Genomic DNA, 24,610 nt, shown 5'->3' with positions numbered 1-24,610 from the left:
GGCGCATCCTCCCGAGCGCTTCGTTGATGCTCGATTATTACGCTAGGCTGCTGCTAGGCAAACACGTGCCGCACCTGCTCACAGGCCGGCGACAGCTCCGAGATGCCCAGGTGGTATTCGAGCACCGCCAGGTTCACCACATCTTCGCGGTTATAGTCGAGCAGCGTCCGCAACGCCAGGCGGTCGCCGCCGGCCTCGTAGCGCTGCCACAGCCGCGGCGCGTCCCAGCCGGTGATGCCGGCGGTGGCGCCATCCGATCCCAAGCATCTGCTCGACTTTCTTCCAGACGCAGCGCGCGCTTTGCGCCGGCACGTGCAGCAGGTCGCAGTGCTCGAACTCGCGCTTTAGGTCGGCGTACAGGCAGCGGCGGATCACCGGCAGATCAAACGAGCTGCCGTTGAAGTCACCAGCGTGCGCACACCGCCAAGCGCCTCGTACAGCGCCAGGTCGCGCACGCCGCCGCCGACCAGCTGGATGGTACCGATGTCGGGCCGGTAGATGCCGATCACGCTGATCGTATTGCTGAAGGTTGTCTCGATATCGAGATAGGCGCGCATGCTTATTGCCCATTTCAGGCCGCGCTATGCGGCTGGCCGTTAACTGGCCCCGCGCGCGGGCCGTGTCATTATGGCATAGCAATGCAGCATGGTCAAGCCGTGCGGCATGAAACGTGGTATAATCGGCAGCTCACACCGCTCGCCGACAGCAAGGTTGATGTATGCCGTTACGTGTAGTGCTCGATACCGACCCAGGCATTGACGACTCGCTGGCAATCTTGCTGGCGCTGGCCTCGCCCGAGATCGACTTGGCCGGCGTGTGCGTCACCGGCGGCAACTGCCCGCTCGAAGATGGCGTGCGCAACGCGCTGAATGTGCTGGCGGTGGCCGGCCGCCCCGATATGCCGGTGCACGCCGGGATCGGCCACCCGCTGATCCGCCCGCCCTTCACCGCGCCCGAGACGCACGGCGACACCGGGCTGGGCTACGCGCGCCTGCCGGCCTCGCCCGCCGCGCCAGCCAGCGAGCACGCCGTCGACACGATCATCCGCGAGATCATGGCTCGCCCCGGCGAGGTGACGCTGGTGGCAGTGGCGCCATTAACCAACGTGGCGGTGGCGCTGCGCAAAGAGCCGCGGATCGTGCAGAACGTGCGCGAGGTGATCATCATGGGCGCGGCGCTGCGCGCCGATGGCAATACCACGTCGCTGGCCGAGTTCAACTTTTATGTCGACCCGCACGCCGCGCATATTGTGCTCGAAAGCGGCATGCCGATCACGCTGCTGCCGTGGGATATCACCAAAGACGTGCTGCTGACGCAGGCCGACGTCGACCGGCTGCTGGCGCTGCCGTCGCCGGTGACGCGCTTTATCGCCGACGCCACGCGCTTCTATATCGAGTTCCACGAGGCATGCTTCGGCTTCTCGGGCTGCTCGATCAACGACCCGGTCGCGCTGGCGCTGGCGTTCATGCCCGGCCTCGCGCGCACCCAGGCCATGCACGTCGCCGTCGAGTATAGCAGCGAGCTGACCGCCGGCAAAAGCGTGATCTCGTACGTGGGCGACCACCAGCGCGAGCCCGACGCGCACGACCAGCTGGGCTTCGACGTGGCGCGCTGGCCGATGCAGTGGGGACGCCAGGTGCGCAGCAAGCCAAACGTGCGCGCGGTGGTCGAGTTCGACAGCGCCGGCTTCATCGAGCTGTTCGTCGAGCGCATGGAGCACCTGGCCGCAGGCCGGCCCGCCAGCGATCGGCGGCACTGACGCGCAGAGATGGAGCCACCCATGACGCTTGTGATCGCCCACCGCGGCGCGTCGGCCTATGCCCCCGAGAACACCATGACGGCATTCGAGCTGGCAGTGCGCCAGGGCGCCGATATGCTCGAGCTGGATGTACTGCGCAGCGCCGACGGCGCGCTGGTGGTGTTTCACGACGACACGACCGAGCGCTGGGATGGGCGCAGGCGCCTGGCGGCCGGCTGCACCCTGGCCGAGCTGCGGCAGCTCGACATCGGCGGCGAGCGCGTGGCCACGCTGGCCGAGGTGTGCGCCTTCGCGCATGAGCACGGTGTGCGCCTGAATGTCGAGCTGAAAGGCGCCGGCTTCGGCGCCGACGTAGCGCGCATGCTGCGTGCCGAGCGCGTCGAAGAGCTGGTGCTGATCTCGTCGTTCAACGAGACGGCGCTGCACGAGATCGCCGCCGCGAGCCCGGCGCTGCCCCGCGCCTACCTCATGGGCGACGACACGTGGCGGCCGGATGTGCGCCTGCGCGAGGCGTGGCCATTCGCTGCGCTGCGCCGGGTCGGCGCGGTTGCCTGGCACCCCGCTGCCGAGCTGCCGCTGCTGCAGCAGCTCATCCCGCTAGTGCGGCGCGCCGGCTACCAGGTGAATGTCTGGACAGTGGACGAGCCTGCGACGATGCGCGCGCTGCTCGGGCTGCGCGTCGATGGCATCATCAGCAACCGGCCCGATGTGCTGCGCGAGCAGCTTGGCGGCTAGCAGGCTGCGGCGCTGAATCAAATCGGCTATCGATGATCGCGCCGTCCATTGCAAGAGTGGCACGCAGCCGCAGCCCAACGAGTGCCACAGCGACCGAGCTGGCGCCGCCGATTGTGAGCACAGCTGCAGCGGTCGCGTCGTTCATGAGCGCGCCGGCCAGCAGCACACCAAGCGGCCCGAATACCCACGAGACCGCGTTATCGACTGCCGACACGCGGCCGAACACTGCGTCGGGCACAGACAGCTGAAGCGCGCGCGTCCAAGCCAGGCTGCCTGCAGTAAGTGTCCCGCCGTAGATAGCGGCTCCCGCTGCGCACATCCACCAAGCGTCGGCCAGGCCGAAGCCCAGCATAGCCAGGCCACCCACAATGGCGCTACCATAAAACATCAGGTTGAGCCGCTGGGCGGGCAGCTCGAACTGCCCCAGCACCACAGCCACCACCAACGACCCGCCGGCCACAAGTGCAAGCATCACCCCTAAATCGTACGGCTGCGCGCCAGGTCGCGCGGCGACAAGCAGCGGCAGGCCGATGATCATAATAGCGTTTTGCAGTATATTCAACAGCATACAAGCGACAATGCCCACGCGCAGCCAGGGAGTGTCGCGTACCACGCGCAGGCCGGCAGCAGCCTCGTGCAGCAAGCTTTCCGAAGTTTCGCCGGCAGGTGCGCGCACTAGTCGGCGCTCGCCGGCGATAAGGCCAGCGGCCAAAGCACAGCCAGCGGCCACGAAGAACGTAGCGGCGTTGAGCAAGAAGATCAGCGCTGGCCCCCAGGCCGCAATTGCCAGCCCACCGATTGTCATCCCGGCAATATCACTAGTGTCGTAGCCAATGCTACGCAGCGCATTGGCCCCAGCCAGCAGCGTCGCCGGCGCAACCCATGGTACAGCTGCGTCGTAGGCTGGCGTGAAAAACGCCTCGGCCGTGCCAAGCAGCGCCGCAACCAAATACAAGTGCCAGAGCTCAAGCCCACCGCCGAACGCCAGCAGCGCGACCAGGAGCATCAGCGCGCCGCGCAGCACATCGCATACTGCCATCACACGCGTGCGTGGCAGACGGTCGGCCAGTAGCCCGCCCCAAACAGCGAATAGCAGCGAGGGGATATAGCTGCATGCTAGCACCAATGCCAGGTCGAAGCCCGAGCCGCTTTTGCTCAGCACCCACCAGATCAACGCGATGTGATACAGGCCATCGCCGATCTGCGAGCAAACCTGGCCAGCCCAGAGCGTGCCGAACGGGCGGTGTCGTAGCGCGCCGAGGATCGGGCTGTTCGCGAACATGATCTGCTCCTTGAGCGTAGCGCTCGATAATAAACGGCAGGAAGCCATCCTGGCTTCCTGCCGAACAAGCGAGGTGAGCGAGCGAGTAGCTGGGCAATTACTTCTTTCGTCCGCGCCAGCTGCGTATATTGATCTGCGGGGCCGGCTGCGGCTGGCGATTGGCCTGAGTGTTCATGGTCGGTTCCCTTCTGGCATTATGAAGCGCTTCAATACCTAGGGCCAACAAGCTACTTGCGGCGCCCCGACCGGGCGTTGCGGGCGGCATTCCGCCGATTGAACTGCGGGCTGCGGGCGCTGATGGTGTGGCTAGTCATCTCGATATCTCCTTTGCTGTGTGCCGCGCGTCGGTTTGCGCTTGCGATGGCAAAAGCATAGCCGATCAGGATGTGGGGCGCATTGTCAGAACTACCAATCAGGGGATACCTACTTTTCGGATCCAGTCGTTTGGGGGATACCTAGATCTTGGAGCAGGGCGTGTAGAGGGCCTACGCCAGGCCGTGGGTCAGCGCGAAGCGCACGGCGGCAGCGCGGCGATTCTCGCCGCTGCCCTCGTCGGCCAGGCCGATCTTGGCATAGAGGTTGTTGAGGTGAGCATTGACGGTGCGTGGGCTAATCACCAGCCGCTCAGCGACCTGCGCATTCGTCAGGCCGGCGGCCACCAGCCGTAGCACTTCGGCCTCGCGCTCGCTGAGGCCTGCCTGCAGGGCAGGCGCGGCTGGCGGAGCAAACGAAGCAGGTTGCTCAAACGCACTTTCAGGCAGCTCTTCGAGCGCGTAGGCGAGTGCCTGCTCGAGCGGCAAGGCACGGCCCTGGGCGTAGGCTGTGTCGAAGGCTGCGTCGCCGAGCAGCGCGCGCGCGCCTGCATAGCCCTCGCTACGTTGCGCCCGCTCATAGCTTTGAAGCTCGAGACCCGAGGCAGCGAGATACATGTCGAGCGCGCCCCACAGCCGCGCAGCGCGGTGCGGCGCGCCGGTGGCAGTGGCGCACAAAGCGCTTACATTCAAGGCGCCGGTTAAATAGGTAAGAAAATTGCTCTGCCGAATATATGCCAGGCTTTCATGCATATACACCCGCACACTGGCCCAATTCTTGGTCTGTGCAGCCAATTCGCCCAAGGTAACCAGCACAGTACAGGTCAGCTTTCGATTACCGATCACTTGCGCCACTGCCAGGCACTGTTCGGCGAGCTGTTGCGCTCGAACGAGATCGCCGCTTTCCTGTGCATTACACGCCAGGTTATTCAGCGCCACGCCAATGCCTTCGCGATCGCCCAGGTAGCGGCAGGCGTCGAGGCTCTGCTGGTAAAACTCGTTCGACTCGGCTAGGTTACCGAGCTCTGCGAGCGCATTGCCGAGCAACAGCAATTGCATGGCCTGGCTATAGCGATCGCCCAAGGCAACGCTGATCGCCATACTCTCCTTGTGGAGCTCAAGCGCCTGAGCGTACTTGCCCGACATGCACTCGAGCCGCCCAACCCCATCGATCACCCTGGCAGCATTGCGGCGATCGCCGCAGGCACGATACAGCGCCAGGGCCCGATCGAGCAGCGGCCGCACGCCAGGTAGATTGCCTTGCTCCATCTGTGCTGCGCCGCGAACCAGCAGCACTTCCGCAATCCCGCGCTGATCGCCGGCTGTGTGGTAGAGCGCTGCGGCGCGCTCATAATACACGAGCATTTTAGCAATCTCACCCTGGTGCCTGGCAACATTGCCTAATCCCACCCAGGCAGCTGCCTCAGTGCCTGGATCGCCCAATTCGGCTGCGATGGCAACACTACTCTCGTAGAGCTGCCGGGCATCGGTATAATCGTCGGTATCCAGCGCGAGGTCGCCGGCCGAGCGCTGCGCTTGAGCGCGCGCGAGCGAGCTGTTTGTTGATTGGCTAAGCGCAGCGCTCAAGCGGCGGCGGCCTTCGGCGTAGTGGCCATGCACCCGCCAAAAATAGCCCAGCGCGGCGCCCAATCGTAGCGAGCTTTCGGGATCTGCGTGTGCTATAAGGTGATCGAAGGCGGCGCGCAGATTATCATGCTCTTCTTCTAGCCGATCAAACCAGTGCTTCTGGGCTGGGCCATATAGCTGGGGCTCGGCCTGATCGGCAAAAGCCAGGAAGTAAGCCGCGTGGCGCTCGCGCTGGTTGTTTTCCTCGCCGCTGGCAGCCAGGCGCTCGTGCGCGTACTCGCGCACGGTTTCGAGCATGACAAAGCGCGGCTCGCCGTCGGCGCCCGCGCGGGCTAGCAGCAGGCTCTGGCTCACCAAGGCCTCGATCTGGTCGAGCGTAGCGCCACACACCGCCTCGGCTGCCTCGGAGCCAAGCCCACCCACAAACACGGCCAGCCGGGCAAACAGCGCCTGCTCGTCGGTGGCCAGCAGATCGTAGCTCCAGGCGATTGCGGCGCGCAGTGTCTGCTGGCGCGCCGGCAAGTCGCGCGCGCCGCCGGTGAGTGTGGCAAGGCGGTAGCCCAGCCGCGCCAGCAGCGCCTGAGGTGTGAACAGGCGCACGCGTGCGGCGGCCAGCTCGATCGCCAGGGGCAGACCGTCGAGCCGCACGCAGATCTCAGCCAGTGCTGGCGCATTTTCGTTGGTCACGGCAAAGTCGGGCCGGGCCGCCACCGCGCGCTCGATAAACAGGCGCACGGCGTCAAACTGCGTCAGCTGCTCGAGCGTCGGCCAGCCTGCGCCAGGCAAGTCGAGCGGCGGCACCGGGTACTCGCGCTCGCCATAGAGCCGTAGGGCGGCCCGGCTGGTCACCAGCACATTCAGGTGCGGCGCAGCGGCCAGCAGCTCGCCAACCAGGCCGGCGGCTTCCAGCACCTGCTCGAAGTTGTCGAGCACTAGCAGCATTGCCCGGTCGCGCAATAGATCGGTCAGCAGCGCACGCGGCGGCGAGTCGCCGCGCTCTTGCAGTCCTAGGGCGCGTAGAATAGCGCTAGCCACCAGTCCTGGGTCGCTAATCGGTGCCAGCTCGACAAACATCACACCATCGGCGTAGCGGCTCGCGCCGTCGCCGGCCAGCTCGGCGGCCGACTGTAGTGCCAGGCGCGTCTTACCTACGCCGCCTGGCCCGGTCAGCGTCAGCAGCCGCACATCGGCGCGACGCAGCAGCGCGCAGATCTCGCTAAGCTGGCGTTCACGGCCTATCAGCGCGTTCGGCTGTGCCGGCAGGTTGTGCTGGTAGGCGTCGAGGGTCTGCAGCGGCGGGAAGTCGTCTAGCAGATCGGCTGAGCAGAGCTGGAATACGCGCTCGGGGCGGATGAGATCGCGTAGGCGGTGCTTGCCCAGATCGCGCAGGGCTGCATCGGGAGGCAGCGCGTCGCGCACTAGCTCCTCTGCAGCAAGCGACAGCAGCGTCTGCCGGCCATGGGCAGATCCGAGCAGCCGCGCGGCCCGAGCGAGCGCCGGGCCATAGTAATCAGCGGCGCGCAGGTCGGCTGTGCCGGTGTGGATGGCGGCGCGTGCCAGCAGTGGCGACGGCGTGGGCCAGGCTTCGGCTTGCATTGCGCGTTGGGCGCTCAGCGCGGCCAGCAGTGCAGCCGGGGCGATCGAGAAGGCGGCATACACGCTGTCGCCGGTCAGCTTAAGTGTCTATCCGTAAATAGGGGGGAGTGGACAACGAGACGTAGCCGACTGACAATACTGGTGCTAATCCGCATTGTCAGAAAGGCTACGTCATGCGCTATCCTAGCACAAAACCTGCGAACGTTGACTACTTTCGTGTTCCGCGCCCGCTGTGGCGCAAAATCAAGCGACTGTTGCCTAAACACCCTGTCCGCCGTGGTCCGGGACGCCCGCCCGCCAATACGCGTGCGATTATCAATGGCATCTGGTACGTCTTGTGGACCGGCTGCCAGTGGAAAGCCGTCCATCGCTCGTGGTTTGGCGTTTGCAGCTCGGTCATCCACGACCGCTTCCAAGTCTGGCAACAGCAAGGCCGTTTCGCCAAGATCCTGGAGGTGCTGCTGCGCTTCTACAACCGCACCCGCGGCATCCAGTGGACCTGGCAATCGATTGACAGCCGCAGTGGTGCAGCGCCACTGGGTGGCCAAGCCACAGGCAAGAACCCGACCGACCGCGCCCGCTCGGGGAGTAAGATCCACCTGCTGGTCGATCAGCGCGGCGCGCCCATCGCGGTGCAGGTCACGGGGGCGAATGCAGCCGACAAAACCATGGTGCGCGAGGTGGTGGTTGCTATCGCGGCCAAACGACCGACGCAGCAGCAACACTTCTGCGCCGATCGTGGTTATGACTACACGGATGTGCATACCTTCGTCCTGGATGCGGGTTATACGCCACATATCAAGCATCGGCGACGACGAGGTGAACCGGCTGCGCCTGCAGGCGACGTACCAGGCGAGGCAAGCTTTCCGGCGCGGCGATGGGTGGTCGAGCGCACGTTCAACTGGTTGCTCAAGCGTCGCAGTCTGCGTACCCGCTGGTGTAAGAAAGCCAGCAATTGGTTAGCCTTGCTGCAACTCGCTTGCGCCCATATTTTGTGTGACATGGCTATTTACGGATAGACACTAAAGCACCATCCGCCCTGCTCGGCGATCGCCTGCTCCCAGATCTTGCGGTAACGTTCCAGCGCGACAGGCATTGTGGCTGGTGCATACTCCCATATCTGTGAGCTGCCAGCAATATCGGTGAACAAAAACGTGACGGTGCCGTACGGCCGCTCGCCCATCGCCTCTCCCTACTTTGCCGGTGTGCTGGCTCGCGTATGAAGGTGGCGCAAAGTATGCCTAGCTCACTGCGCTGGTTGGCGCTACTTCGAGGTGGTGGCCTTCACCACGCGGCGCTGTGCGTCGATCGTCACGCGGGCGATGCGCGGCAGGGTATAGCCATCCGGGGTGTGGGTGTGGCCGGCGAAGGTGAATGTGTACTCGGCCCCAGCAGCCGTGGCCAGCGGCACGGCGCCAACGCGCTCGAGCTCGGCCGGCGCGGGCATGTGCCGCGCGCGCAGCGTTACAGTTGGCTCGACGCCAGCCAGCTCGGGCCAGCGGCGCTCGACCTCGGCGCGCGCTACCTCACGCGCGCTAGCGACTGGGTCGGGCGGTGCGGGTATGCGTTTGCCCATAGCAGGCTCCTGGTTTGCTCCATCCCGTCGATCGCGCCGCACAGGCAGCGCGGCTGCAGCCGATTCGTTCTGACTTTATTATCGACGAACCGCACGCCAGCTGCGTGGCATTCTTGTCGCCCGGCGTGTGAATCCGGCAATTCTCCAGCTTTCGGCATACGGCAGTGTGGCACTTATAGTACCACGAGAGTCGGATCGCCGTAAAGCACAAACTCCAGCAGCGTCTTCTGGTCGTCTTCGTCGAGCGCGCCCTGGCGGGCCATGGTATCGCGCAGCATGCCCGCGCGCGCCTCGAGGAAGGCCGCGCCGATCGTGGTGCCGGGCTGGCCGAGCGCGCGCAGAAAGTGCAGCGCAATCAGATCGGCCTCGCCGGGCGGCGGCGTGGTCGGGCCATACGAGATCGCCGTAGCGCCCACGAACGCGGCGGCGCCGCGCTCGAGAAACGCCAGCGCCAGCGAGCTATCGGCGTCGCGGCCGGCGATGGCCGCGCCATAGCAGGCCTCGCTGATCACAATCGCGCCGTGCAGATCGAGGCCGGCTAGGTCGGAAGGGCGCAGCGCCGGCACCAGCGCGGGGTGGTTCGCGGATTGGCCGTACCAGGGCGGGCCTTCGGGCACGCCGTGCAGGTTGCAGTATACCAGCCGCGCGCCGTCGAGCCGGGCGCGGTCGAGGGTGGCAGCCACCGTCGGCGGCGACACCACCAGCCGCTCGGGGCGATCGACCTCGGCGTACACGCCCGCCGCGGCGCGCTGCCACACCGCAGTGGCATAGCCGAAGATCTTGCGCCGTGGCGTGAGCGCGCCGAAGCCGGCAGCGTAGCCCAGCAGCTGGATGAGCAGGCGCGGATCGGCGCCTGCGGCGCCGGGGATGCGGCCTACCGGCCAGTCGGGCAGCAGCGCGTAAGGGTTTGACGCGCCGTAGTAGCAATCGCCCGGCACCACCGCGTCGCCGTCGTAGGGCGTGGGGTTCTCGGCCGGATGGAACGGCACGATCTCAGGGCCGCCGATCAGCAGCACGCTGGCCAGCCGGTCGCCCTGGCGGTCGAGCGCGGCCGACAGCAGGGCGATCTGGCGCGCGATGCCGTCGGGCGTCACCAGCGCCGGGGCCACGCCCAGGTCGGGCGCGCCGCGCTCGATCAGCAGCAGCCGCCCTGGCAGGTCGCGGGCCGCGCGCGCGGCCAGCACGCGCTCGGCGGCGGCCAGCACGCGCTCGGCGCGGCGCGGCCATACAGTGCGCGCAGCCGCTCGGACGACGAGATCAGCACATTCACGCGCGGCCCTCGCGCATGTGCAGAAACAGCGCCACCGCGCCCAGAATGCCGGCGCGGTCGCCGAGGGCGGCCAAACCGATCGGCACGCTCTGGTAGATCGCATGGCCGCGCGCGCGCACCACCTCGCGCGCCCAGTCGATCAGGTAGGGGTTATGGATCACCACGCTGCCGCCGATCACAATCTGCTCGGGCGCGAACAGGTGCAGCATGTTCACCAGGCCCGCGCCCAGCAGCTGGCCCTCGCGCTGCATGAGCTGCAGCGCCAGCGCGTCGCCGGCGGCGGCCGCGCGCGAAACCTCGGCGGCTGTGACAGACTCGGGCGAGGCCAGGCCATGCAGCAGGCTGGCGGGCTCGGCGGGCATGCCCTCGGCGGCGGCGCGGCCAAGCGCAGTGCCCGAGGCTAGCTCCTCCCAGTAGCTCCCGCTCGCCGCGTCGACAATATGCAGCCCGACTTCGGCAGCCGAGCCGCGGTAGCCCAGCAGCAGGCGACCGTCGGCGATCACGCCGCCGCCAATGCCGGTGCTGACGGTCAGGTACACCAGGTTGCGCCGGCCGCGCCCAGCGCCGAACATCCACTCGCCCAGCGCGGCGGCGTTGGCGTCGTTGCCCAGCTCGACCGGCAGGGCGCAGCGTTCGGCCAGAATCGCGCGCAGCGGCACATTGTTCCATCCGGGGATGTTTGGCGGGTCGAGCACCACGCCCTCGAACGGGTCGAGCGGGCCGGGCGCGCCTACGCCAATACCGATCAGCGCGCCGCCGGCCGGCAACGCCGCGCGCACCTGCACCACGCAGTCGACGATCTGGTCGATCACTGCGGCGGAGCCTTCGTCGGCGGCAGTGCGCACCCGGACTTCGTCGTAAAGCTGGCCCTGTTCGTCGGCCAGGGCGGCGCGCAGCTGCGTTCCCCCCAAATCGACGCCAATGATGTAGCGCATACAGCTTTGTTCCTCGTTGCAATCACCTCGTGGGCATTATAGCATCGCGCCGGGCGCGCCAGGATGACAAGTTCGCAACGTTTGCCGCAGCCGCATCGCAAAGCTTGTCACCTTGTCGCGAGCATGCTATACTTGCCGCTCAGCAAGCGCACCAGCCATCCGGGGTTTGCATGAAGCTGCGTCACAGCGCCCGAACCGACGTTGGCAAAACCCGCGATCACAACGAAGATAACTTTGGCGTTGGCGGCGACGAGCGGGCCGCGCAGCTTGGCGAGCTGCTGGTGGTCTGCGATGGTATGGGCGGCCATGCCGCCGGCGAAGTCGCCAGCCAGATTGGCGTCGAGACGATCCTGGCCAACTACTATGGCGACTCGTCGGACGATCGCCAGTCTGCGCTCGAGCAGGCGTTCGAGCAGGCCAACAGCTCGATCTTCGCGCGCGGCCAGGGCAGCATGGGCACCACCGGCGTGGCGGCGCTGCTGCACCACGACGCGCTGCATATCGCCAATGTCGGCGACAGCCGGGCCTACCTGGTGCGCGACGGCGAGATCCGCCAGGTATCGCGCGACCACTCGTTTGTGAGCGATCAGGTGGCGGCCGGCCTGATCACCGCCGACCAGGCGCGCTTCTCGCCACACCGCAATGTCATCACCCGCGCGCTGGGCTACCAGCCCGACGTGACGGTCGACCTGTTTCGGCTGCCGCTGCAGGTCGGCGACATTGTCGTGCTCTCGTCGGACGGCCTGCACGGCCTGGTGACCGACGCCGAGATCCTGCAGATTGCCGGCGAGCAGCCGCCCGAGCAGGCTACCCAGGCGCTGATCGACCTGGCCAACAGCCGCGGCGGCACCGACAACATCACGGTGATGATCGCCCGCGTCGACGGGCTGGAGTGGTACGGCGAGGGCGCGCCCGCCCCCGACGACCTGCATGATCGAACGACGATCGAGCTGCCCGCCACCGAGCGCCTGGCCGCGCGCGCCGAGGCGCCCACCGAGCGCCTGGAGCCGCAGCCCGCCCCAGCCGCCGCACCGCCAGCCGCATCGGCCCGGCCCACGCGGCCGCCCGAGCCTGGCCTGAACTGGCGCGGCCTGGTGCTGGCGCTGGCGCTGCTGTCGGTGCTGATCGGCATTATTCTGTTCTACGCGCCGTCGGTGCTGGCGCCTGGCGGCGCCGAGTCCACGCCGACCGCTGCGCCCAGCGCGCCTGCCGCCACCGCGGCCCCGCCCACGCTGCCGCCCGCCCCCAGCGTGGCGCCTACATCCAACGCCGCGATCACACCAACCGCGCGCTGAGCAGGCGCAGGCCATGGCAGCGCGCGATCCACACAAAGCATTGGCCGCGCATATGCGACGACGCGTGCACATTTGTGGCTCGCGCGTAGCGCCCGGCGCGACCCAGCGCCAGGGCTGGTACAAAGTCGGCCCTCACCCCCCTTACCCCCCTCTCGTGCACGCGGGAGAGGGGGATTCTCGGCCAGTGGTGGCTGTGTGGTGCGGTCGCCGCCGCGACCGCACCACCTACAACCAGATGGCCCCTCCTTGCCAGGGGAGGGGGTAGAAGAGAGATCGAAGACGTTGCACGAGCCCTGGGCCTAGCGTGCGGAAAGCTGCATGCGCCACCCCAATATGGTACAATAACGGCTCACACATCTGTTCTCTGTGTAAACGAGGGACGCATGCCCATTCGAGTGCTCGAGCCGACGGTTGCCGCCCAGATCGCCGCCGGCGAAGTGGTAGAGCGGCCGGCATCGGTGGCGAAAGAGCTGATCGAGAACGCGCTCGACGCAGGTGCGACCCGCATCGGCGTTGAGGTGCGCGGCGGCGGCCTGCAGGAGCTGAAGATCCAGGATAACGGCTGCGGCATCCCGGCCGACGAAGTCGAGCTGGCGTTCGAGCGCCACGCCACCTCGAAGCTGCGCGCCCCCGACGACCTATGGGCGATCGCCACGCTAGGCTTCCGCGGCGAGGCGCTGCCGTCGATCGCCTCGGTCGCGCAGGTTGTGTGCATCACGCGCGCGGCCGCCGAAGAGCTTGGCACCGAGCTGCGGATCGCCGGCGGCGAGCTGCAGGGGCGCAGCGCGCGCGGCTGCTCGCCGGGTACCAGCTTCAGCATCCGCAACCTGTTCTACAACGCGCCGGTGCGGCGCGAGTTTCTGCGCTCCGAGGCCACCGAGGCCAGCGCGATCAGCGCGGTGGTGACGCAGTACGCGCTGGCGTACCCCGAGGTGCGCTTCTCGATGCTGGTCGACGGCCGGCTGGCCGTGCAGACGAGCGGGCGCGGCGATATGCGCGAGGCGCTGATCGAGCTGTACGGCCTCGAGGTCGCCCGCCAGCTGCTGCCCGTCGATACGACGATTGGCGAAGATCAGGAGGCGATCAGCGTGCGCGGCCTGGTGTCGCCGCCTGGGCTCACCCGCAGCTCGCGCGGCTACATCCACCTGTTCGTCAACCGGCGCGCGATCCAGCCGCGCGGCCAGCTGGCGATGGTGCTCGAGGAAGCCTACCATACGCTCATGATGAAGGGCCGCCATCCGGTTGCTGCGCTCGACATCCGCGTGCACCCAGCGATGGTCGATGTGAACGTACACCCGACCAAAAGCGAGGTCAAGTTCCGCGACAGCGCCCGCGTCATGGGCGCGCTCGGCCGCGCGGTGCGCGCGGCGCTGATCGAGGGCGGCGGCGTGCGCCCCTGGGACGACCCGGCCGCGCCCATGGCCGGCGAGGTCGCGCAGCGCCGCTTCGAGCTGCGCCGCCTCGGCGACCGCTGGGACACGCCGCAGGTCGGCAGGCAGGGGGCCGACGCGGCCCAGCTGCCGCAGGGCGAGGCCGATCGGTGGGGCGAGCGCGGCCTGCCGTGGCAGGCAGACGAGATCGCGCCGGCGAGCCGGAGCGTCGGCGACGCCACGCAGGCGCCGGCCGATAGCCTGCCCGCCTTCCCCGCGCCTGGCTTGCCCGCCTCGAAGCTCCCGCCGCTGCGCGTCGTTGGCCAGGTGAGCCAGACGTATATCGTCGCCGAGTCGCCCGACGGGATGTACCTGATCGATCAGCACGCCGCCCACGAGCGCGTGACCTACGAGCGCCTGATGGCCCAGCGCGGCGCCGGCGGCTTCGACCGCCAGAACCTGCTGATCCCGCAGACGCTCGAGCTGCCGCCTGCCGCCCAGGCGCTGCTGCTGAGCAACGCCGAGGCGCTGGAGGAGTGGGGCTTCGCGATCGAAGATTTCGGCATGCACCTGAAGATCCGCGCCGTGCCCGCCGGCCTGCGCGACAGCACGCTCGATGGCGCGCTGCTCGAGGTGGCCGACCACCTGCATGGCCGCGGCGGCAGCACGCCCAACGACTGGCGCGAGGCCATGCTTACCACGCTGGCGTGCCATAGCTCGATCCGCGCCGGCCAGACACTTTCGCCCGAAGAGATGCGCCAGCTGATCGTGCAGCTCGAACAATGCCAGGCGCCGCGCACCTGCCCGCACGGCCGCCCAACCATGATCTTGCTGACAACAAGCCAGCTCGAACGCCAGTTCGGGCGCATCAAGTAGTACGCCGCACATTCGAACCACCGCAGCGCCAACGCAACATCACAGCCGATCGACCGCAGATGATCGTATTCGTTATGCGGGGAAGGTGGTATGCGACGATCAAACTGGACAACACGCCGGATCATTCTTTTCGCGCTGCTGGTGCTGGTTTTCTACCTACTGCTGCGCTCGTACCAGGCGCCGCAGCCGTCGCCTCAGCCCGACATCCCGGTGCTGATCAGCACGGAAGCCGCGCCGGGCGGCCCGCTCCCGGCCGATACCGCCGCGCCCGGCCCGGCCGCGACGGCCGCCGCTGGCCCGGCCGGCGGCCTTCCCGATATGCCGCGCAAGCCGCGCCCGGCCGGCAGCGACTTCCAGGGCTGCCCGCCCGCTGGCGACGGCGGCGACACCGCGCTCAACCAGCTGAAGAACCGCGTCGACGAGGGCGACTACGCGCCGGTGAGCTTTGACGCGGTGGCACAGCTGGCCTGGCCGCAGGCGATCGAGCGCAAGCGCCGCAGCGATTGGCCGGCCGCCGACGCGCGCGATATCGCAGCCCACGAGGGCACGCCGATCGCCGTAGAAGGCTACCTGGCCGGCGCCAAGGAGGAAGGCCCCGAGTCGACCAACTGCCACGGCGCCGACGCGCAGTTTCGCGATTTCCACGTCTGGCTGGTCGATCAGCCCAGCACCGATCGCAGCGGCGCGGTGGTGGTTGAGGTCACGCCGCGCCTGCGCGCCAAACACCCGGCCTGGTCGATCGACACGCTCACCCAGCTGGTTCACGCTGGCAGCCACGTCCGCATCAGCGGCTGGCTTATGTTCGACCCCGAGCATCCCGAGCAGATCGGCAAAACTCGTGGTACGCTATGGGAGATTCACCCAATTATGCGCATCGAGGTCGAGCGGCGCGGCCAGTGGGTTGCGCTCGACCAGCTGCAGTAGTCGATAGGAAAGACGCGGCCGATGCATAAAGCGATTCAGCTCAAGGCGCAGTTCGCGCTCGTCGGCGCCGGCGGGCCACCACCTACGCCCGAGGCCGGCGCGCAGATCGTGCGCGATGTGCTCGGCGCCGGCCACTGGCGCCATCCGCGGCTCTCGGTGGCGGTCAAGGCGCTCGCGGCCGGCCCGCCGGCCGCCGATACTCAGCAGCCAACCGTCGTCGCAACACTGTGGATCGAGGGCCAGGCCGCCCCGGCCGACGATTTCGCGCAGTACAGCGGCGGCGCGCTGCGCGAGATCGTCGGCGCTGGGCGCTGGCGGCACCCGCTCGTCGCCATCAGCGTGCTCGACGTGGCCGAGGCAGCCGATGACGCCGACGACGCGTAGCAGGCGCGCGTACTGGCAGATCGGCGTGCTCGCGCTGGTGGTGGGCGGCCTCGCCGTGGCGGTGTTCGCCCTGGGCGCATACTTTCCGGCAGCGCAGGCGCCGCTGGGCGCCGCCGGCAGCCTGCCCGACCCGTGCAGCCTGCTGACCCAGGCCGAAGTGGATCAGGCGCTCGGCGCGCCGCCGGCCGAGCCGATTGGCGAGCACGAGCTGATCGACGCCGAGTGCTCGTACGAGCCGCTGGCGGCCCATACCGCCGCGTCGGTGCTGGTCGAGCTTACGGCGGTGCGATCCGACGCGGCCAGCTTCGAGCAGCGCGCGCGCTTTTTCCAGCACGAGGGCGCGCGCGCGATCGGCGGCTTTGAAACCGCCGCCTATGGCAAAGGTGGCAGCGTGCTGGTGTCGAAGCCCGGCATCATCGTGTTCGTCATTCTTACCGACGCTCGCCGCGCGCCGCAGTCGCTCGGTCCGGCCGCCCAGGCCCTGGCCCACGCGGTGCTCGCGCGGCTGCCCTAAGAACCTTTCTGAAAGGGGAAGTGCGAGGGGCATAACCCTGGCGCACCTCTTTTCTGGTGGGTGGCGGCCACATTCGTAGCCGCCACCCACCAGAAAGAGTGGCTTGGAGGGACGAAGTCCCTCCAAACCACCCTTTTCGGGCAGCTTCTACCATTCGAGGAGCTATGGAATCACAGACACAGCCCACCGGCTGGCGCGCCGGGCTCAACCGCAACGTCGTCGTACTCGGGCTGGTGAGCTTCTTCACCGATATCAGCAGCGAGATGCTGGTGCCGATCCGCTTCATCTTTCTGGTGCGCTGGCTCGGCACCCCGCTGGCGCTGGCCGGCTTGATCGAGGGCATCTCCGAGGCCGCCGCCAGCCTGCTGAAAGTGGCGGTTGGCAAGCGCAGCGACCGGGTGGCGCGCCGCGGCCCGATGATCATACTTGGCTATAGCCTCAGCAACCTGGCCAAGCCGCTGATCGGCTTTGTCAGCACGTGGCAGCCGGCGCTGGCGCTGCTGCTCGTCGACCGCGTCGGCAAATCCATTCGCGGCGCGCCGCGCGACACGATCATCGCCGACAGCGTGCCGGCCGAGTATCGCGGCAAGGCGTTCGGCTTTCACCGCTCGATGGACACCTTCGGCGCTGCGCTGGGGCCGCTCGCCACCATGCTGGTGCTGAACCGAACCGGCGAAGATCTGTCGGCGGTGTTCCGCTGGACGATCGTGCCGGGCCTGATCAGCATTTTGATCATCCCGCTGTTTCTGCGCGAGCCGGCGCGCAAGGCGCCGGTTGCGGCCGAGCCGGCCGCGCCCTCCAGCGCCGAGCCGCTGGGCGCGCGCTTCTGGGCCTTCGCCGTGATCTGGGCGATCTTCTCGCTCGGCAACTCCTCCGACTCGTTTATCTTCCTGCGCAGCTTCGACATCGACGCGCAGCTGATGCTGGTGCCGCTGTTCTATGCCGGCTTCAATATTGCCTACGCGCTGGCCGCCACGCCGCTCGGCTCGCTGAGCGACGTGCTTGGCCGCCTGCCGCTGCTGCTGTTCAGCCTGGTGGTGTTTGGCTTCACCTACCTGGGGTGGAGCGTTGCCAGCCAGCCGTGGCATATCGCCGAGCTGTTCGTGATGTACGGGCTGTACTACGCGGGGACCGAAGGAGTGGCGCGCGCGTTCGTCGCCGATCTGGTGCCGAAAGGCCGGCGCGGCGCGGCGCTCGGCTGGTTCACCGCGCTGAGCGGCCTGGCGACGCTGCCGGCCAACCTGATGGCCGCCTACCTGTGGAATAATGTCGGCAAGCAAGCGCCGTTTGTCTATGGCGCCGGCCTGGCCTTCGGCGCCGCGCTGCTGCTGCTGATCGGCTACCGCTGGCTGCGCGGCCCGCGGGCGGCGCCGGCGCCATAGCGCGCCCTGGCCGAGCCAACGAAAAAAGCAGCCTGGCGTGCCGCCGGCTGCCTTTTTGTGCGATAGCGCCGCCCTCAGCGCGTTGCGGCCGACCGGCGCCGCCACCAGCTCACGCCGAGCACCACCGCCGCGGCCGCGGCAAACACCAGCGGAATATCGAAGAAGATGAAATCCCAGCTGATAAACAGCTCGCCGCTGATAAAGCTGGCCAACACGCCTGCCAGCACGCTCAGCGCGATCAGAGCGATCGCACGAATGCGTGGGCTAGCGATGCGCAGCACTACCAAGCCAATAACTAGCCCAGCAGTGACCGGGAAAAACTCAGAAATTTCGGACATGCGGTGCCTCCATGCTAATATCGAGAAATTCGTCGGTACTACGATTATATGCTATCTTCGGTAAATGTAAATAGCGCATTATGCTCGCTCGCCCCAGAGCACCGCCGCGATCTGCGCCGAGATCGTCAGCGCTTTGCTGGCGCCGCGCAGCTCGACCCCATACGAGGGTGACTGGTCGATCACCTCGAACTGGGCGCCGGGCATCAGCCCGTGCGACTGCAAGTAGCGCATCAGGTCGGAGTCCTCTTCGGCCTCCTCGACGATCCGCCGCAGCACAAACCGGCTGCCCACCGGCGCCTGGTCGAGCCGTACCGTACCAACGTAGCCCACGCCGCTGCCGGGGATCGGGTTGCCGTGCGGGCAGGTGGCCGAGTGGCCTACGAGCGCCACAATGCGCTCTTCCATCAGCGGCGAAAGGCTGTGCTCGAGCCGCACCGCCTCTTCGTGGATCTTGTGCCAGGGAATGCCCATCACATCTACCAGAAAGCGCTCGAGCACCCGGTGGCGCTTCACCATAGCCTCGGCAAGCGCGAAGCCGGTGTCGGTGAAGCGGATCTCGCCGCGCCCATCGCGCAGAATATAGCCCTGCTCCTCCATGCGCTGCACAATATTCGTCACCGTCGGCGGGGTGACGTTCATCCACTCGGCCAGCCGCGCGCCAATGATCCGTTCGTTGCGCGCCGCTAGGTAGTAGATCACTTCCAGGTACTCGCGCATCTTTTCAGTCGGCCCATCCTGGGCGTGGCGCCGGCGCGATGTCGAGTGCTTCTGCGCTTCTGTCATGCATGCGCCCCCTGCGCTAGGCTGAGTTTAGCAAATAAAAAGTTGACAAACTGTCGATATTAGATTATATTAACGCCGTCGATGAGCACATACAAATAACACCAGTTCGCATATAAGAACATTTGTAGCGATGCGCGGCTATTATAGCCCAGCCAGGGGCAGCATGCAAGCTTCCCCTGTGTTTGCGCATGCCCGTGTCATGCGCCAGGTAGCCTGGCCGCCCCCGATAGCATCAGGAGGAACACGCATGATCCCCCGCTTTCGCAACCTCGTGCTCGCCGCGCTAGCCGGTATGCTGGCCTTGTTCACCGCTGGAATAGCGGCCGCGCAAAGCCAGCCGCTGCCTGATCAGGTGCGCGACCTGACGCGCCACACCGCCGAGGGCGTGGCCGCCGCCGAGGCTGGCAAGCCCGAGCTGATGCGCGCCGAGTACGAAGAGCTGCACGCGATCTGGGGCGGCTTCGAGCAGCAGGTCGGCGCCCGCGATCCCAAGGGCTACGCCGACATCGAGGCCGCGCTCGATCAGCTGAAGGCGGCCGCGTATGCCTCCCCGCCCGACCCGGCCGCTGTCAAGGCTGCCTACACGCATCTCGGCAGCGAGATCACCGAAGTGGCCGATCGCCTCGCCACCGCGCCGGCCGAGCCCGCGAGCGCACCCGCCGCCGCGCCCGCCAAGGTAACTCCGGCCGGCCTGCTCGCGACAGTCGGCGCGGTCGACGCGGCGCTCGCGCAGGGCGACGCCGACACCGCGCGCGCGCGCTTCGACGATTTCATCCGCGCGTGGCCATCCGCCGAGGATCAGATCGCCACGCGCTCGAACGACGATTACCACGCGATCGAAGCGACCATGGGCACGGTCGCGGCGGCGCTGCGCGCCAGCCCCGCCGACCTGGCGGGCGCACGCGCCGCGCTTGGCAAAATTCAAACCACGCTTGCGCCCTACAGCACCGCCAGCGCCTACACCGCGGTCGATGCGGCGGCGATCATCTTGCGCGAAGGCCTCGAAGCGCTGCTTGTGATCATCGCGCTGCTGGCGTTTCTGACAAAATCGGGCAACCGCGACAAGCGCGGCTGGATCTGGGCCGGCGGCGCGCTCGGCGTGCTGGCTAGCCTGCTGGCCGCGCTGCTGCTGCAGATGCTGTTCAATAACATCAGCGCCGGGCGCAATCGCGAGCTGATCGAAGGCATTATCGGCCTGATTGCCGCCGCGATGCTGTTCTATGTGTCGTACTGGCTGCATAGCAAGGCCAGCCTGCACGCCTGGCAGCGCTACATCAACCAGCAGACGACCCGCGCGCTGGCGCGCGGCAGCATGGCCGGCCTGGGGTTGCTGGCATTTCTGGCGGTATTCCGCGAGGGTGCCGAGACGGCGGTATTCTACCTGGGCATGGCGCCCTCTATTGCCATGCGCGACATGCTGCTCGGCATTGGCATCGGCGCTGCGGTGCTGGTGGTACTGGCAGTGCTGATGCTCGTAGTTGGCGTGAAGCTGCCGCTGCGGCCGTTTTTCCGCATTGCCGGCCTGCTTGTGTACTACCTGGGCTTTAAGTTCGTCGGCACCGGCATCCACGCGCTGCAGGTCGCCGGCGCCATCCCGGCCTCGCCCATCGGCGATGGATCCGGCAACGCGCTGCTGGAATTTTTCGGCATCTACCTGACGTGGCAAACATTGCTGCCGCAGCTGGCGCTGTTGGCCGGCGCGCTAGCGGCGTTCCTCTACCTGCGCGCCCAGGATCGCCGCGCACGCGGGCTGAGCACCGCAGCAGCATAGCCAAAGCGCATCCGGCCGATCACGTGCTGTATATGGGGTTCGGGGGCGGCGAAGCCGCCGAACTTTGTTGTGGCCCTGCCCGGCTTCGCCGGGCAGGCCACAACAAAAGAGAAGCTACGCACTTGCGTTACATACACGAGCTACGCGGTGCGCGTTTTTGCCTTCGGCAGAGCGGTACTTTTTCATGTTTGGTGCTCAGATGTTGGCGCAAAGCGCCAACATCTGAGCACAAAAGAAAGCGAAGTACCATGCTGCCGCAGGCAGAACAAGCTCATATTGCAGGCGACCGCGTAAGCCCTGTTATATAGAGGTTGTTTCGATCCGAGCGCTGCAATCGGTACCCGGTGCTACCACTGCCCGGCCAGCCCGCCGCCCGCCCGGCCGAGCGCCTGCGGGCCGGCGATAAACGCCTCGATCGCCGCGCTGAACTCGTCGGGCGCCTCAATGTTCGCAAGGTGCCCGGCGCCGGCGATTTCGACAAGCGTGCTGTGAGCGATCGCCCGCTGCATCGCGCGGGCCTCGTCGGGCGGTGTAAGCACATCGGCCGCCCCGACGATCAGCAGCGTCGGTATGTCGATCGTCGCCAGCAGCGAGTTTGAGTCGGGCCGCGCGGCCATGGCCCGCTGCGCCGCAGCAATGCCGGCGCGGTCGTTCGCTACCACGATCTTGCGCACTTCGTCGCGCACTGCCGCGCTGGCGCCGGCCGAGAGCAGCCTGGGCAGCATCTGCTCGGCGATGGCGCCAGCGCCGTTTTGCTCGGCCAGCTGCGCGCTCTGCTCGCGGCCCAGCCGGCCCTCCTCGCTGTCGGCGCCGGCGCGCGTATCGGCCAGCACCAGCCGCGCGATCCGCGCGCGGTGCCGCCGCAGCATGGCGAAGGCAATATAGCCGCCCATCGAGAGGCCAACCAGCGTGGCGCGCTCGATCTGCAGGTGATCGAGCAGCGCCGCCACGTCGTCGGCGGCTTGGTCGAGGCTGGCCATGCCGCTGCCGCGCGCGCTGGCGCCAAACCCACGCAAGTCGGGCGCTACGACGCGAAAGCGCGTGGCCAGGGCGTCGATCTGATCTTCCCACATCGCACCGCTGAGCGGAAACGCGTGAACGAGCACAATCGGCTCGCCCTGGCCTTCGTCGCGATACGCGAGCGCGATGCCGTTGACCGTAGCGCTCGCGCCGGCCGCGCTCTTGCGGCTGAACCAGTCGAATAGCGGCATAGTATTCGCTCCTCTATTTGTCGTTGTGAATCTTCCGTGGCCGCGCTGCCGAAAAGTGTTGGCGCTAGAGTTCGATCGCAAGCTCGTGCTGGCGCTCAAACTCGGCCCAGCCCTCGGCCAGAAACGCGCTGGTGATCGGGCTGTCGGCCGGCTCGTTGATGGCGACAAGCGGCGCGCCATAGGCCCGCAGCCCTCGCAGCAGCTGGGCGGCGGCGCTCGCATCGGCGGCGCCAAGGTCGGCCAGCTGCACCTGGCGGTTTGCCGATACCTGAAACAGCGCGTAGGCCGCCAGCCGGCCGCGCTCGCGCAGCGCCAGGCCGCGCAGCCCGCCGCGTATCAGCAGCGACGGCAGGTCGCGCTGCCAGGCGGCAGCGGCCGGGTGCAGCGCGTCGAAATGCGCCAGCAGCTCGCGCGGCGCACACTCTTCCAGCGCGGTGTCGGCCACAGCCGGCGGCGCGCCTTCAGCCGGCACCCAGCGCAGCAGCAGCAGATCGCGCTCGGCGCGCAGCCCGGCGCGCACATAGGTGGCCAGCGCGGGCTGGTTGCCCGCCAGCACCTCGAGGCTCAGCCGCCGCGCGCCAGCCTGGCGCGCCTGGTCGATCATTGCCACCGCCAGCGGCACGGCCAGCCCGCGCCCGCGCGCCGCTGCCACGATGCCGAAGCCGCCACACCAGGCCTGCGCGCCGCGCAGCCCCAGCAGCGCCACGCCGGCAGGCTCGCCGCCCAGCAGCACCACCAGCGAGCGGTGCAGGTCGATATTCTCGCCGGCAATACGGTCGGAAAGCAGGCTGGCGGTGACGCGCATCGCGTAGCGGTAGCCCTCGAACGCACGGGTAAACAGATCGGCCAGCGCATCAAGCGTAAACGCCGACGCCGGAACGAATTGCTGCGTGTCAGTCATAGCACTACCTTTCGTTAGGTTTGCATCGTTTCTCAGAATTTCGGCCTGCCACTGCGCCGGCGCAGTTTATCGTACCGCTGCGTAAGGCTCGATTCGCGCCGATCTGACAGAAAGTATAGCATTGCATTTGCCGCATCTTACAGACGCGCGTAAACGATAAACATAGTGGATGGCCGTTGCCAGTAGCTATTCGCCGCGCCTTTGCCGCGCCAAGGTTGATCGAAACACCATGTTTGTGCCGATAGACATCCATTTTAATACCGTGCTCGGGTTTACCTGCGGCCTGATCAGCATTGTGGTTGGCCTGGCGACAATGTTGCTGGTGCTGTGGCAAGGATCAGGTCAGCGCAACAACCTATTCATGGCCAGCTACATGGCCACTGTCACCACCTGGGGATTGGCGGGCTTTCTGCTGAGCCTGGCGGTGCTGCTTGGCCGCTCCCCAACCTTCTACATCTTTGTGCTGGCCTTCACCATCGCGCTTAATGGCATCGCCACCTTTGCGCTGGCCGCGCACTACACTGGCCTCTGGGATCGGCCGATCGCGCGCGGGCTCACCGGCCTGGGCCTGCTGCTGCTGCTGTTTGTCACGCCGGCGCTGTTCAATGGGCAAGTGCTCACGTTCGAGTCGCTCAGCGCCGACGGGCGCTATGTGATTCAGTATACGCAGGTAGGCCTGCCGCTGCTTGGCGTCGTCGGGCTGTTTCACCTTGCGGCACTCGGCTGCATTCTGGCGAACCGGCGTGGCCGCGCCCGCCATATTCTGCTGGGCAGCGTGCTCACCGCCTGCGCTGTGCTCGTCAATACGCTGCCAGTGATCAACACCTACTCGACCGACGCGCTGCTGGCGGCGATCGCCAGCATCCTGTTCGCGCGGGCGATCCTGCGCGAGCAGCTGTTCAACCCGCTGCTGTCGGCCAATGCCTACCTGGCGGACAGCAACGCCCAGCTGCTCGAGCTAAGCAATGGGCTGCAGCGCACCACCGAAGAGCTGCAGCGCGCCAAGGAGGCCGCCGAGGCCGCCAACCGCGCCAAAAGCACGTTTCTGGCAAATATGAGCCACGAGCTGCGCACGCCGCTCACCGCCATCCTCGGCTACAGCGACCTGATGGAAGAGCAGCTGCAGGCGCTCGGCCAGATCGATCTGGTAGGCGACCTGAATAAAATCCAGATCTCGGGCCGCCACCTGCTGGCGCTGATCAGCGATATCCTCGATCTCTCGAAAGTCGAGGCCGGCAAGATCGAGCTACAGTCCGCGCCGGTCGATACCCGCGATCTGATGTACGAGGTCACCACCGCCATGGCCTCGCTTGCGCGCCAGCACGGCAACACGCTGAGCGTCGACTGCCCGCGCGAGATCGGGCCGATGTTCACCGACAAGACCAAGCTGCGCCAGGTGCTGTTCAACCTGCTTGGCAACGCCTGCAAGTTCACCCACCAGGGGCGCATCCACCTGAAAGTGCGGCGCCTGCCGGCCGCACCCGGCAGCAGCTTGCCCGAATGGATACAGTTTACGATCACCGACACGGGCATTGGCATGTCGCCCGACCAGATCAAAGGGCTGTTTCAAGCTTTCACACAGCTGAACAAAGGCGGCGAGCGCTTGTATGGCGGCAGCGGCCTGGGCCTGGCGCTCAGCCGCCACTACTGCCATATGCTCGGCGGCGACCTCCAGGCCAGCAGTATTATCGGCGAAGGTTCGACATTCACGATTACGCTGCCAGTAGCAATTGGCACGCCCAACCAGGCCGCCGAGGCCGAGGCGCATGTGGTATAGTATAGCCGAGCATTCGAAAAGGCACCGGCCCGG

The 24,610-nt window shown here is 67.0% G+C and carries 23 protein-coding genes and 1 pseudogene; 11 read left to right on the top strand and 13 right to left on the bottom strand.

What is annotated here, in order from left to right; all coding sequences use genetic code 11:
- Nucleotides 1–53: 53 nt before the first annotated feature.
- The 3 genes and pseudogenes from U0177_RS24020 to U0177_RS24010 form a co-directional block, all read right to left on the bottom strand.
- Nucleotides 54–263 (bottom strand): ribonuclease H-like domain-containing protein, encoded by a 210-nt coding sequence (locus U0177_RS24020; RefSeq protein ID WP_409573210.1) that lies wholly within the window; start codon nucleotides 261–263, stop codon nucleotides 54–56.
- Between the two features lie 67 nt (nucleotides 264–330).
- A pseudogene (locus tag U0177_RS24015) lies at nucleotides 331–375 on the bottom strand (hypothetical protein); the annotation flags it as partial.
- Nucleotides 372–557, bottom strand: coding sequence for a hypothetical protein (locus tag U0177_RS24010; RefSeq protein WP_409573209.1), 186 nt, complete (start codon nucleotides 555–557; stop codon nucleotides 372–374). The gene U0177_RS24010 and the pseudogene U0177_RS24015, both read right to left, overlap by 4 nt.
- Nucleotides 558–718: 161 nt before the next feature.
- On the opposite strand from U0177_RS24010, the gene U0177_RS24005 reads away from it, so the two are divergent.
- Entirely contained in the window at nucleotides 719–1,759 is a 1,041-nt protein-coding gene (locus U0177_RS24005; protein ID WP_409573208.1) for a nucleoside hydrolase, read from the top strand.
- A 21-nt stretch (nucleotides 1,760–1,780) separates the two neighbouring features.
- The gene (locus tag U0177_RS24000) at nucleotides 1,781–2,494 is read left to right on the top strand and encodes a glycerophosphodiester phosphodiesterase (RefSeq protein WP_409573207.1); all 714 of its coding nucleotides are present in this window, start codon (nucleotides 1,781–1,783) and stop codon (nucleotides 2,492–2,494) included.
- On the opposite strand, the gene U0177_RS23995 is transcribed toward U0177_RS24000, so the two are convergent.
- Together U0177_RS23995 and U0177_RS23990 are read right to left on the bottom strand one after the other, a co-directional pair.
- The gene (locus tag U0177_RS23995) at nucleotides 2,451–3,776 is read right to left on the bottom strand and encodes an MFS transporter (RefSeq protein ID WP_409573206.1); all 1,326 of its coding nucleotides are present in this window, start codon (nucleotides 3,774–3,776) and stop codon (nucleotides 2,451–2,453) included. The genes U0177_RS24000 and U0177_RS23995 overlap by 44 nt on opposite strands.
- Nucleotides 3,777–4,261: 485 nt before the next feature.
- The gene (locus U0177_RS23990) at nucleotides 4,262–7,333 is read right to left on the bottom strand and encodes a tetratricopeptide repeat protein (RefSeq protein WP_409573205.1); all 3,072 of its coding nucleotides are present in this window, start codon (nucleotides 7,331–7,333) and stop codon (nucleotides 4,262–4,264) included.
- Nucleotides 7,334–7,443: 110 nt separating this feature from the next.
- On the opposite strand from U0177_RS23990, the gene U0177_RS23985 reads away from it, so the two are divergent.
- Nucleotides 7,444–8,289: an IS5 family transposase gene (locus tag U0177_RS23985; protein ID WP_409573204.1), complete on the top strand. Its 846-nt coding sequence runs from the start codon at nucleotides 7,444–7,446 to the stop codon at nucleotides 8,287–8,289.
- Here U0177_RS23985 and U0177_RS23980 read toward each other — a convergent pair.
- The 4 genes from U0177_RS23980 to U0177_RS23965 form a co-directional block, all read right to left on the bottom strand.
- A complete protein-coding gene (locus tag U0177_RS23980) occupies nucleotides 8,280–8,453 on the bottom strand; it encodes a hypothetical protein (RefSeq protein ID WP_409573203.1) in 174 nt (57 codons plus the stop codon). The genes U0177_RS23985 and U0177_RS23980 overlap by 10 nt on opposite strands.
- An 81-nt stretch (nucleotides 8,454–8,534) precedes the next feature.
- Nucleotides 8,535–8,846, bottom strand: coding sequence for a hypothetical protein (locus U0177_RS23975; RefSeq protein WP_409573202.1), 312 nt, complete (start codon nucleotides 8,844–8,846; stop codon nucleotides 8,535–8,537).
- Between the two features lie 173 nt (nucleotides 8,847–9,019).
- Nucleotides 9,020–10,051: a C25 family cysteine peptidase gene (locus tag U0177_RS23970; RefSeq protein ID WP_409573201.1), complete on the bottom strand. Its 1,032-nt coding sequence runs from the start codon at nucleotides 10,049–10,051 to the stop codon at nucleotides 9,020–9,022.
- Between the two features lie 61 nt (nucleotides 10,052–10,112).
- Nucleotides 10,113–11,051: an ROK family protein gene (locus U0177_RS23965; RefSeq protein WP_409573200.1), complete on the bottom strand. Its 939-nt coding sequence runs from the start codon at nucleotides 11,049–11,051 to the stop codon at nucleotides 10,113–10,115.
- Nucleotides 11,052–11,221: 170 nt separating this feature from the next.
- Here U0177_RS23965 and U0177_RS23960 point away from each other — a divergent pair, with 170 nt between their 5' ends.
- From U0177_RS23960 to U0177_RS23935, 6 genes are all read left to right on the top strand, one after another.
- Nucleotides 11,222–12,346: a Stp1/IreP family PP2C-type Ser/Thr phosphatase gene (locus U0177_RS23960; protein WP_409573199.1), complete on the top strand. Its 1,125-nt coding sequence runs from the start codon at nucleotides 11,222–11,224 to the stop codon at nucleotides 12,344–12,346.
- 383 nt (nucleotides 12,347–12,729) lie between these two features.
- Nucleotides 12,730–14,592 carry a DNA mismatch repair endonuclease MutL gene (mutL, locus tag U0177_RS23955; protein ID WP_409573198.1) on the top strand — a complete coding sequence of 621 codons (1,863 nt, stop codon included), beginning with the start codon at nucleotides 12,730–12,732 and terminating at the stop codon, nucleotides 14,590–14,592.
- Nucleotides 14,593–14,682: 90 nt separating this feature from the next.
- Complete coding sequence (locus tag U0177_RS23950; protein WP_409573197.1) at nucleotides 14,683–15,516, top strand: hypothetical protein; 834 nt, start codon at nucleotides 14,683–14,685, stop codon at nucleotides 15,514–15,516.
- 21 nt (nucleotides 15,517–15,537) lie between these two features.
- The gene (locus U0177_RS23945; RefSeq protein WP_409573196.1) at nucleotides 15,538–15,900 is read left to right on the top strand and encodes a hypothetical protein; all 363 of its coding nucleotides are present in this window, start codon (nucleotides 15,538–15,540) and stop codon (nucleotides 15,898–15,900) included.
- Nucleotides 15,881–16,414, top strand: a complete 534-nt coding sequence (locus U0177_RS23940; RefSeq protein ID WP_409573195.1) for a hypothetical protein — start codon at nucleotides 15,881–15,883, stop codon at nucleotides 16,412–16,414. Before U0177_RS23945 ends, U0177_RS23940 begins: the two co-directional genes overlap by 20 nt.
- 164 nt (nucleotides 16,415–16,578) lie before the next feature.
- Nucleotides 16,579–17,796: an MFS transporter gene (locus U0177_RS23935; protein ID WP_409573194.1), complete on the top strand. Its 1,218-nt coding sequence runs from the start codon at nucleotides 16,579–16,581 to the stop codon at nucleotides 17,794–17,796.
- A 74-nt stretch (nucleotides 17,797–17,870) separates the two neighbouring features.
- Here U0177_RS23935 and U0177_RS23930 read toward each other — a convergent pair whose 3' ends face one another.
- Nucleotides 17,871–18,134, bottom strand: coding sequence for a hypothetical protein (locus U0177_RS23930; protein ID WP_409573193.1), 264 nt, complete (start codon nucleotides 18,132–18,134; stop codon nucleotides 17,871–17,873).
- 78 nt (nucleotides 18,135–18,212) lie between these two features.
- Nucleotides 18,213–18,917 carry a metal-dependent transcriptional regulator gene (locus tag U0177_RS23925; protein ID WP_409573192.1) on the bottom strand — a complete coding sequence of 235 codons (705 nt, stop codon included), beginning with the start codon at nucleotides 18,915–18,917 and terminating at the stop codon, nucleotides 18,213–18,215.
- A 247-nt stretch (nucleotides 18,918–19,164) separates the two neighbouring features.
- On the opposite strand from U0177_RS23925, the gene U0177_RS23920 reads away from it, so the two are divergent.
- Nucleotides 19,165–20,688: an FTR1 family protein gene (locus U0177_RS23920; RefSeq protein ID WP_409573191.1), complete on the top strand. Its 1,524-nt coding sequence runs from the start codon at nucleotides 19,165–19,167 to the stop codon at nucleotides 20,686–20,688.
- A 347-nt stretch (nucleotides 20,689–21,035) separates the two neighbouring features.
- Here U0177_RS23920 and U0177_RS23915 read toward each other — a convergent pair whose 3' ends face one another.
- Both U0177_RS23915 and U0177_RS23910 read right to left on the bottom strand, forming a co-directional pair.
- Complete coding sequence (locus U0177_RS23915) at nucleotides 21,036–21,899, bottom strand: alpha/beta fold hydrolase (RefSeq protein WP_409573190.1); 864 nt, start codon at nucleotides 21,897–21,899, stop codon at nucleotides 21,036–21,038.
- Nucleotides 21,900–21,963: 64 nt separating this feature from the next.
- The gene (locus U0177_RS23910; protein ID WP_409573189.1) at nucleotides 21,964–22,800 is read right to left on the bottom strand and encodes a GNAT family N-acetyltransferase; all 837 of its coding nucleotides are present in this window, start codon (nucleotides 22,798–22,800) and stop codon (nucleotides 21,964–21,966) included.
- A gap of 229 nt (nucleotides 22,801–23,029) precedes the next feature.
- Between U0177_RS23910 and U0177_RS23905 the strand changes: the two genes are divergently transcribed.
- Entirely contained in the window at nucleotides 23,030–24,577 is a 1,548-nt protein-coding gene (locus U0177_RS23905; RefSeq protein WP_409573188.1) for a sensor histidine kinase, read from the top strand.
- Nucleotides 24,578–24,610 lie beyond the last annotated feature (33 nt).

This window comes from Kouleothrix sp., from assembly GCF_046328425.1.
In the GTDB taxonomy this organism is placed as follows: domain Bacteria; phylum Chloroflexota; class Chloroflexia; order Chloroflexales; family Roseiflexaceae; genus Kouleothrix.
The sequence above is the reverse complement of the archived record's forward strand: the minus strand, read 5'-3'. Positions and strand labels throughout refer to the sequence as shown.

Coding starts and splice junctions, on each gene's coding strand:
- U0177_RS24010 (WP_409573209.1), bottom strand. CDS start 557: ATGCGCGCCTATCTCGATATCGAGACAACCTTCAGCAATACGATCAGC.
- U0177_RS24005 (WP_409573208.1), top strand. CDS start 719: ATGCCGTTACGTGTAGTGCTCGATACCGACCCAGGCATTGACGACTCG.
- U0177_RS24000 (WP_409573207.1), top strand. CDS start 1,781: ATGACGCTTGTGATCGCCCACCGCGGCGCGTCGGCCTATGCCCCCGAG.
- U0177_RS23995 (WP_409573206.1), bottom strand. CDS start 3,776: ATGTTCGCGAACAGCCCGATCCTCGGCGCGCTACGACACCGCCCGTTC.
- U0177_RS23985 (WP_409573204.1), top strand. CDS start 7,444: ATGCGCTATCCTAGCACAAAACCTGCGAACGTTGACTACTTTCGTGTT.
- U0177_RS23980 (WP_409573203.1), bottom strand. CDS start 8,453: ATGGGCGAGCGGCCGTACGGCACCGTCACGTTTTTGTTCACCGATATT.
- U0177_RS23975 (WP_409573202.1), bottom strand. CDS start 8,846: ATGGGCAAACGCATACCCGCACCGCCCGACCCAGTCGCTAGCGCGCGT.
- U0177_RS23965 (WP_409573200.1), bottom strand. CDS start 11,051: ATGCGCTACATCATTGGCGTCGATTTGGGGGGAACGCAGCTGCGCGCC.
- U0177_RS23960 (WP_409573199.1), top strand. CDS start 11,222: ATGAAGCTGCGTCACAGCGCCCGAACCGACGTTGGCAAAACCCGCGAT.
- mutL (WP_409573198.1), top strand. CDS start 12,730: ATGCCCATTCGAGTGCTCGAGCCGACGGTTGCCGCCCAGATCGCCGCC.
- U0177_RS23950 (WP_409573197.1), top strand. CDS start 14,683: ATGCGACGATCAAACTGGACAACACGCCGGATCATTCTTTTCGCGCTG.
- U0177_RS23945 (WP_409573196.1), top strand. CDS start 15,538: ATGCATAAAGCGATTCAGCTCAAGGCGCAGTTCGCGCTCGTCGGCGCC.
- U0177_RS23940 (WP_409573195.1), top strand. CDS start 15,881: ATGACGCCGACGACGCGTAGCAGGCGCGCGTACTGGCAGATCGGCGTG.
- U0177_RS23935 (WP_409573194.1), top strand. CDS start 16,579: ATGGAATCACAGACACAGCCCACCGGCTGGCGCGCCGGGCTCAACCGC.
- U0177_RS23930 (WP_409573193.1), bottom strand. CDS start 18,134: ATGTCCGAAATTTCTGAGTTTTTCCCGGTCACTGCTGGGCTAGTTATT.
- U0177_RS23925 (WP_409573192.1), bottom strand. CDS start 18,917: ATGACAGAAGCGCAGAAGCACTCGACATCGCGCCGGCGCCACGCCCAG.
- U0177_RS23920 (WP_409573191.1), top strand. CDS start 19,165: ATGATCCCCCGCTTTCGCAACCTCGTGCTCGCCGCGCTAGCCGGTATG.
- U0177_RS23915 (WP_409573190.1), bottom strand. CDS start 21,899: ATGCCGCTATTCGACTGGTTCAGCCGCAAGAGCGCGGCCGGCGCGAGC.
- U0177_RS23910 (WP_409573189.1), bottom strand. CDS start 22,800: ATGACTGACACGCAGCAATTCGTTCCGGCGTCGGCGTTTACGCTTGAT.
- U0177_RS23905 (WP_409573188.1), top strand. CDS start 23,030: ATGTTTGTGCCGATAGACATCCATTTTAATACCGTGCTCGGGTTTACC.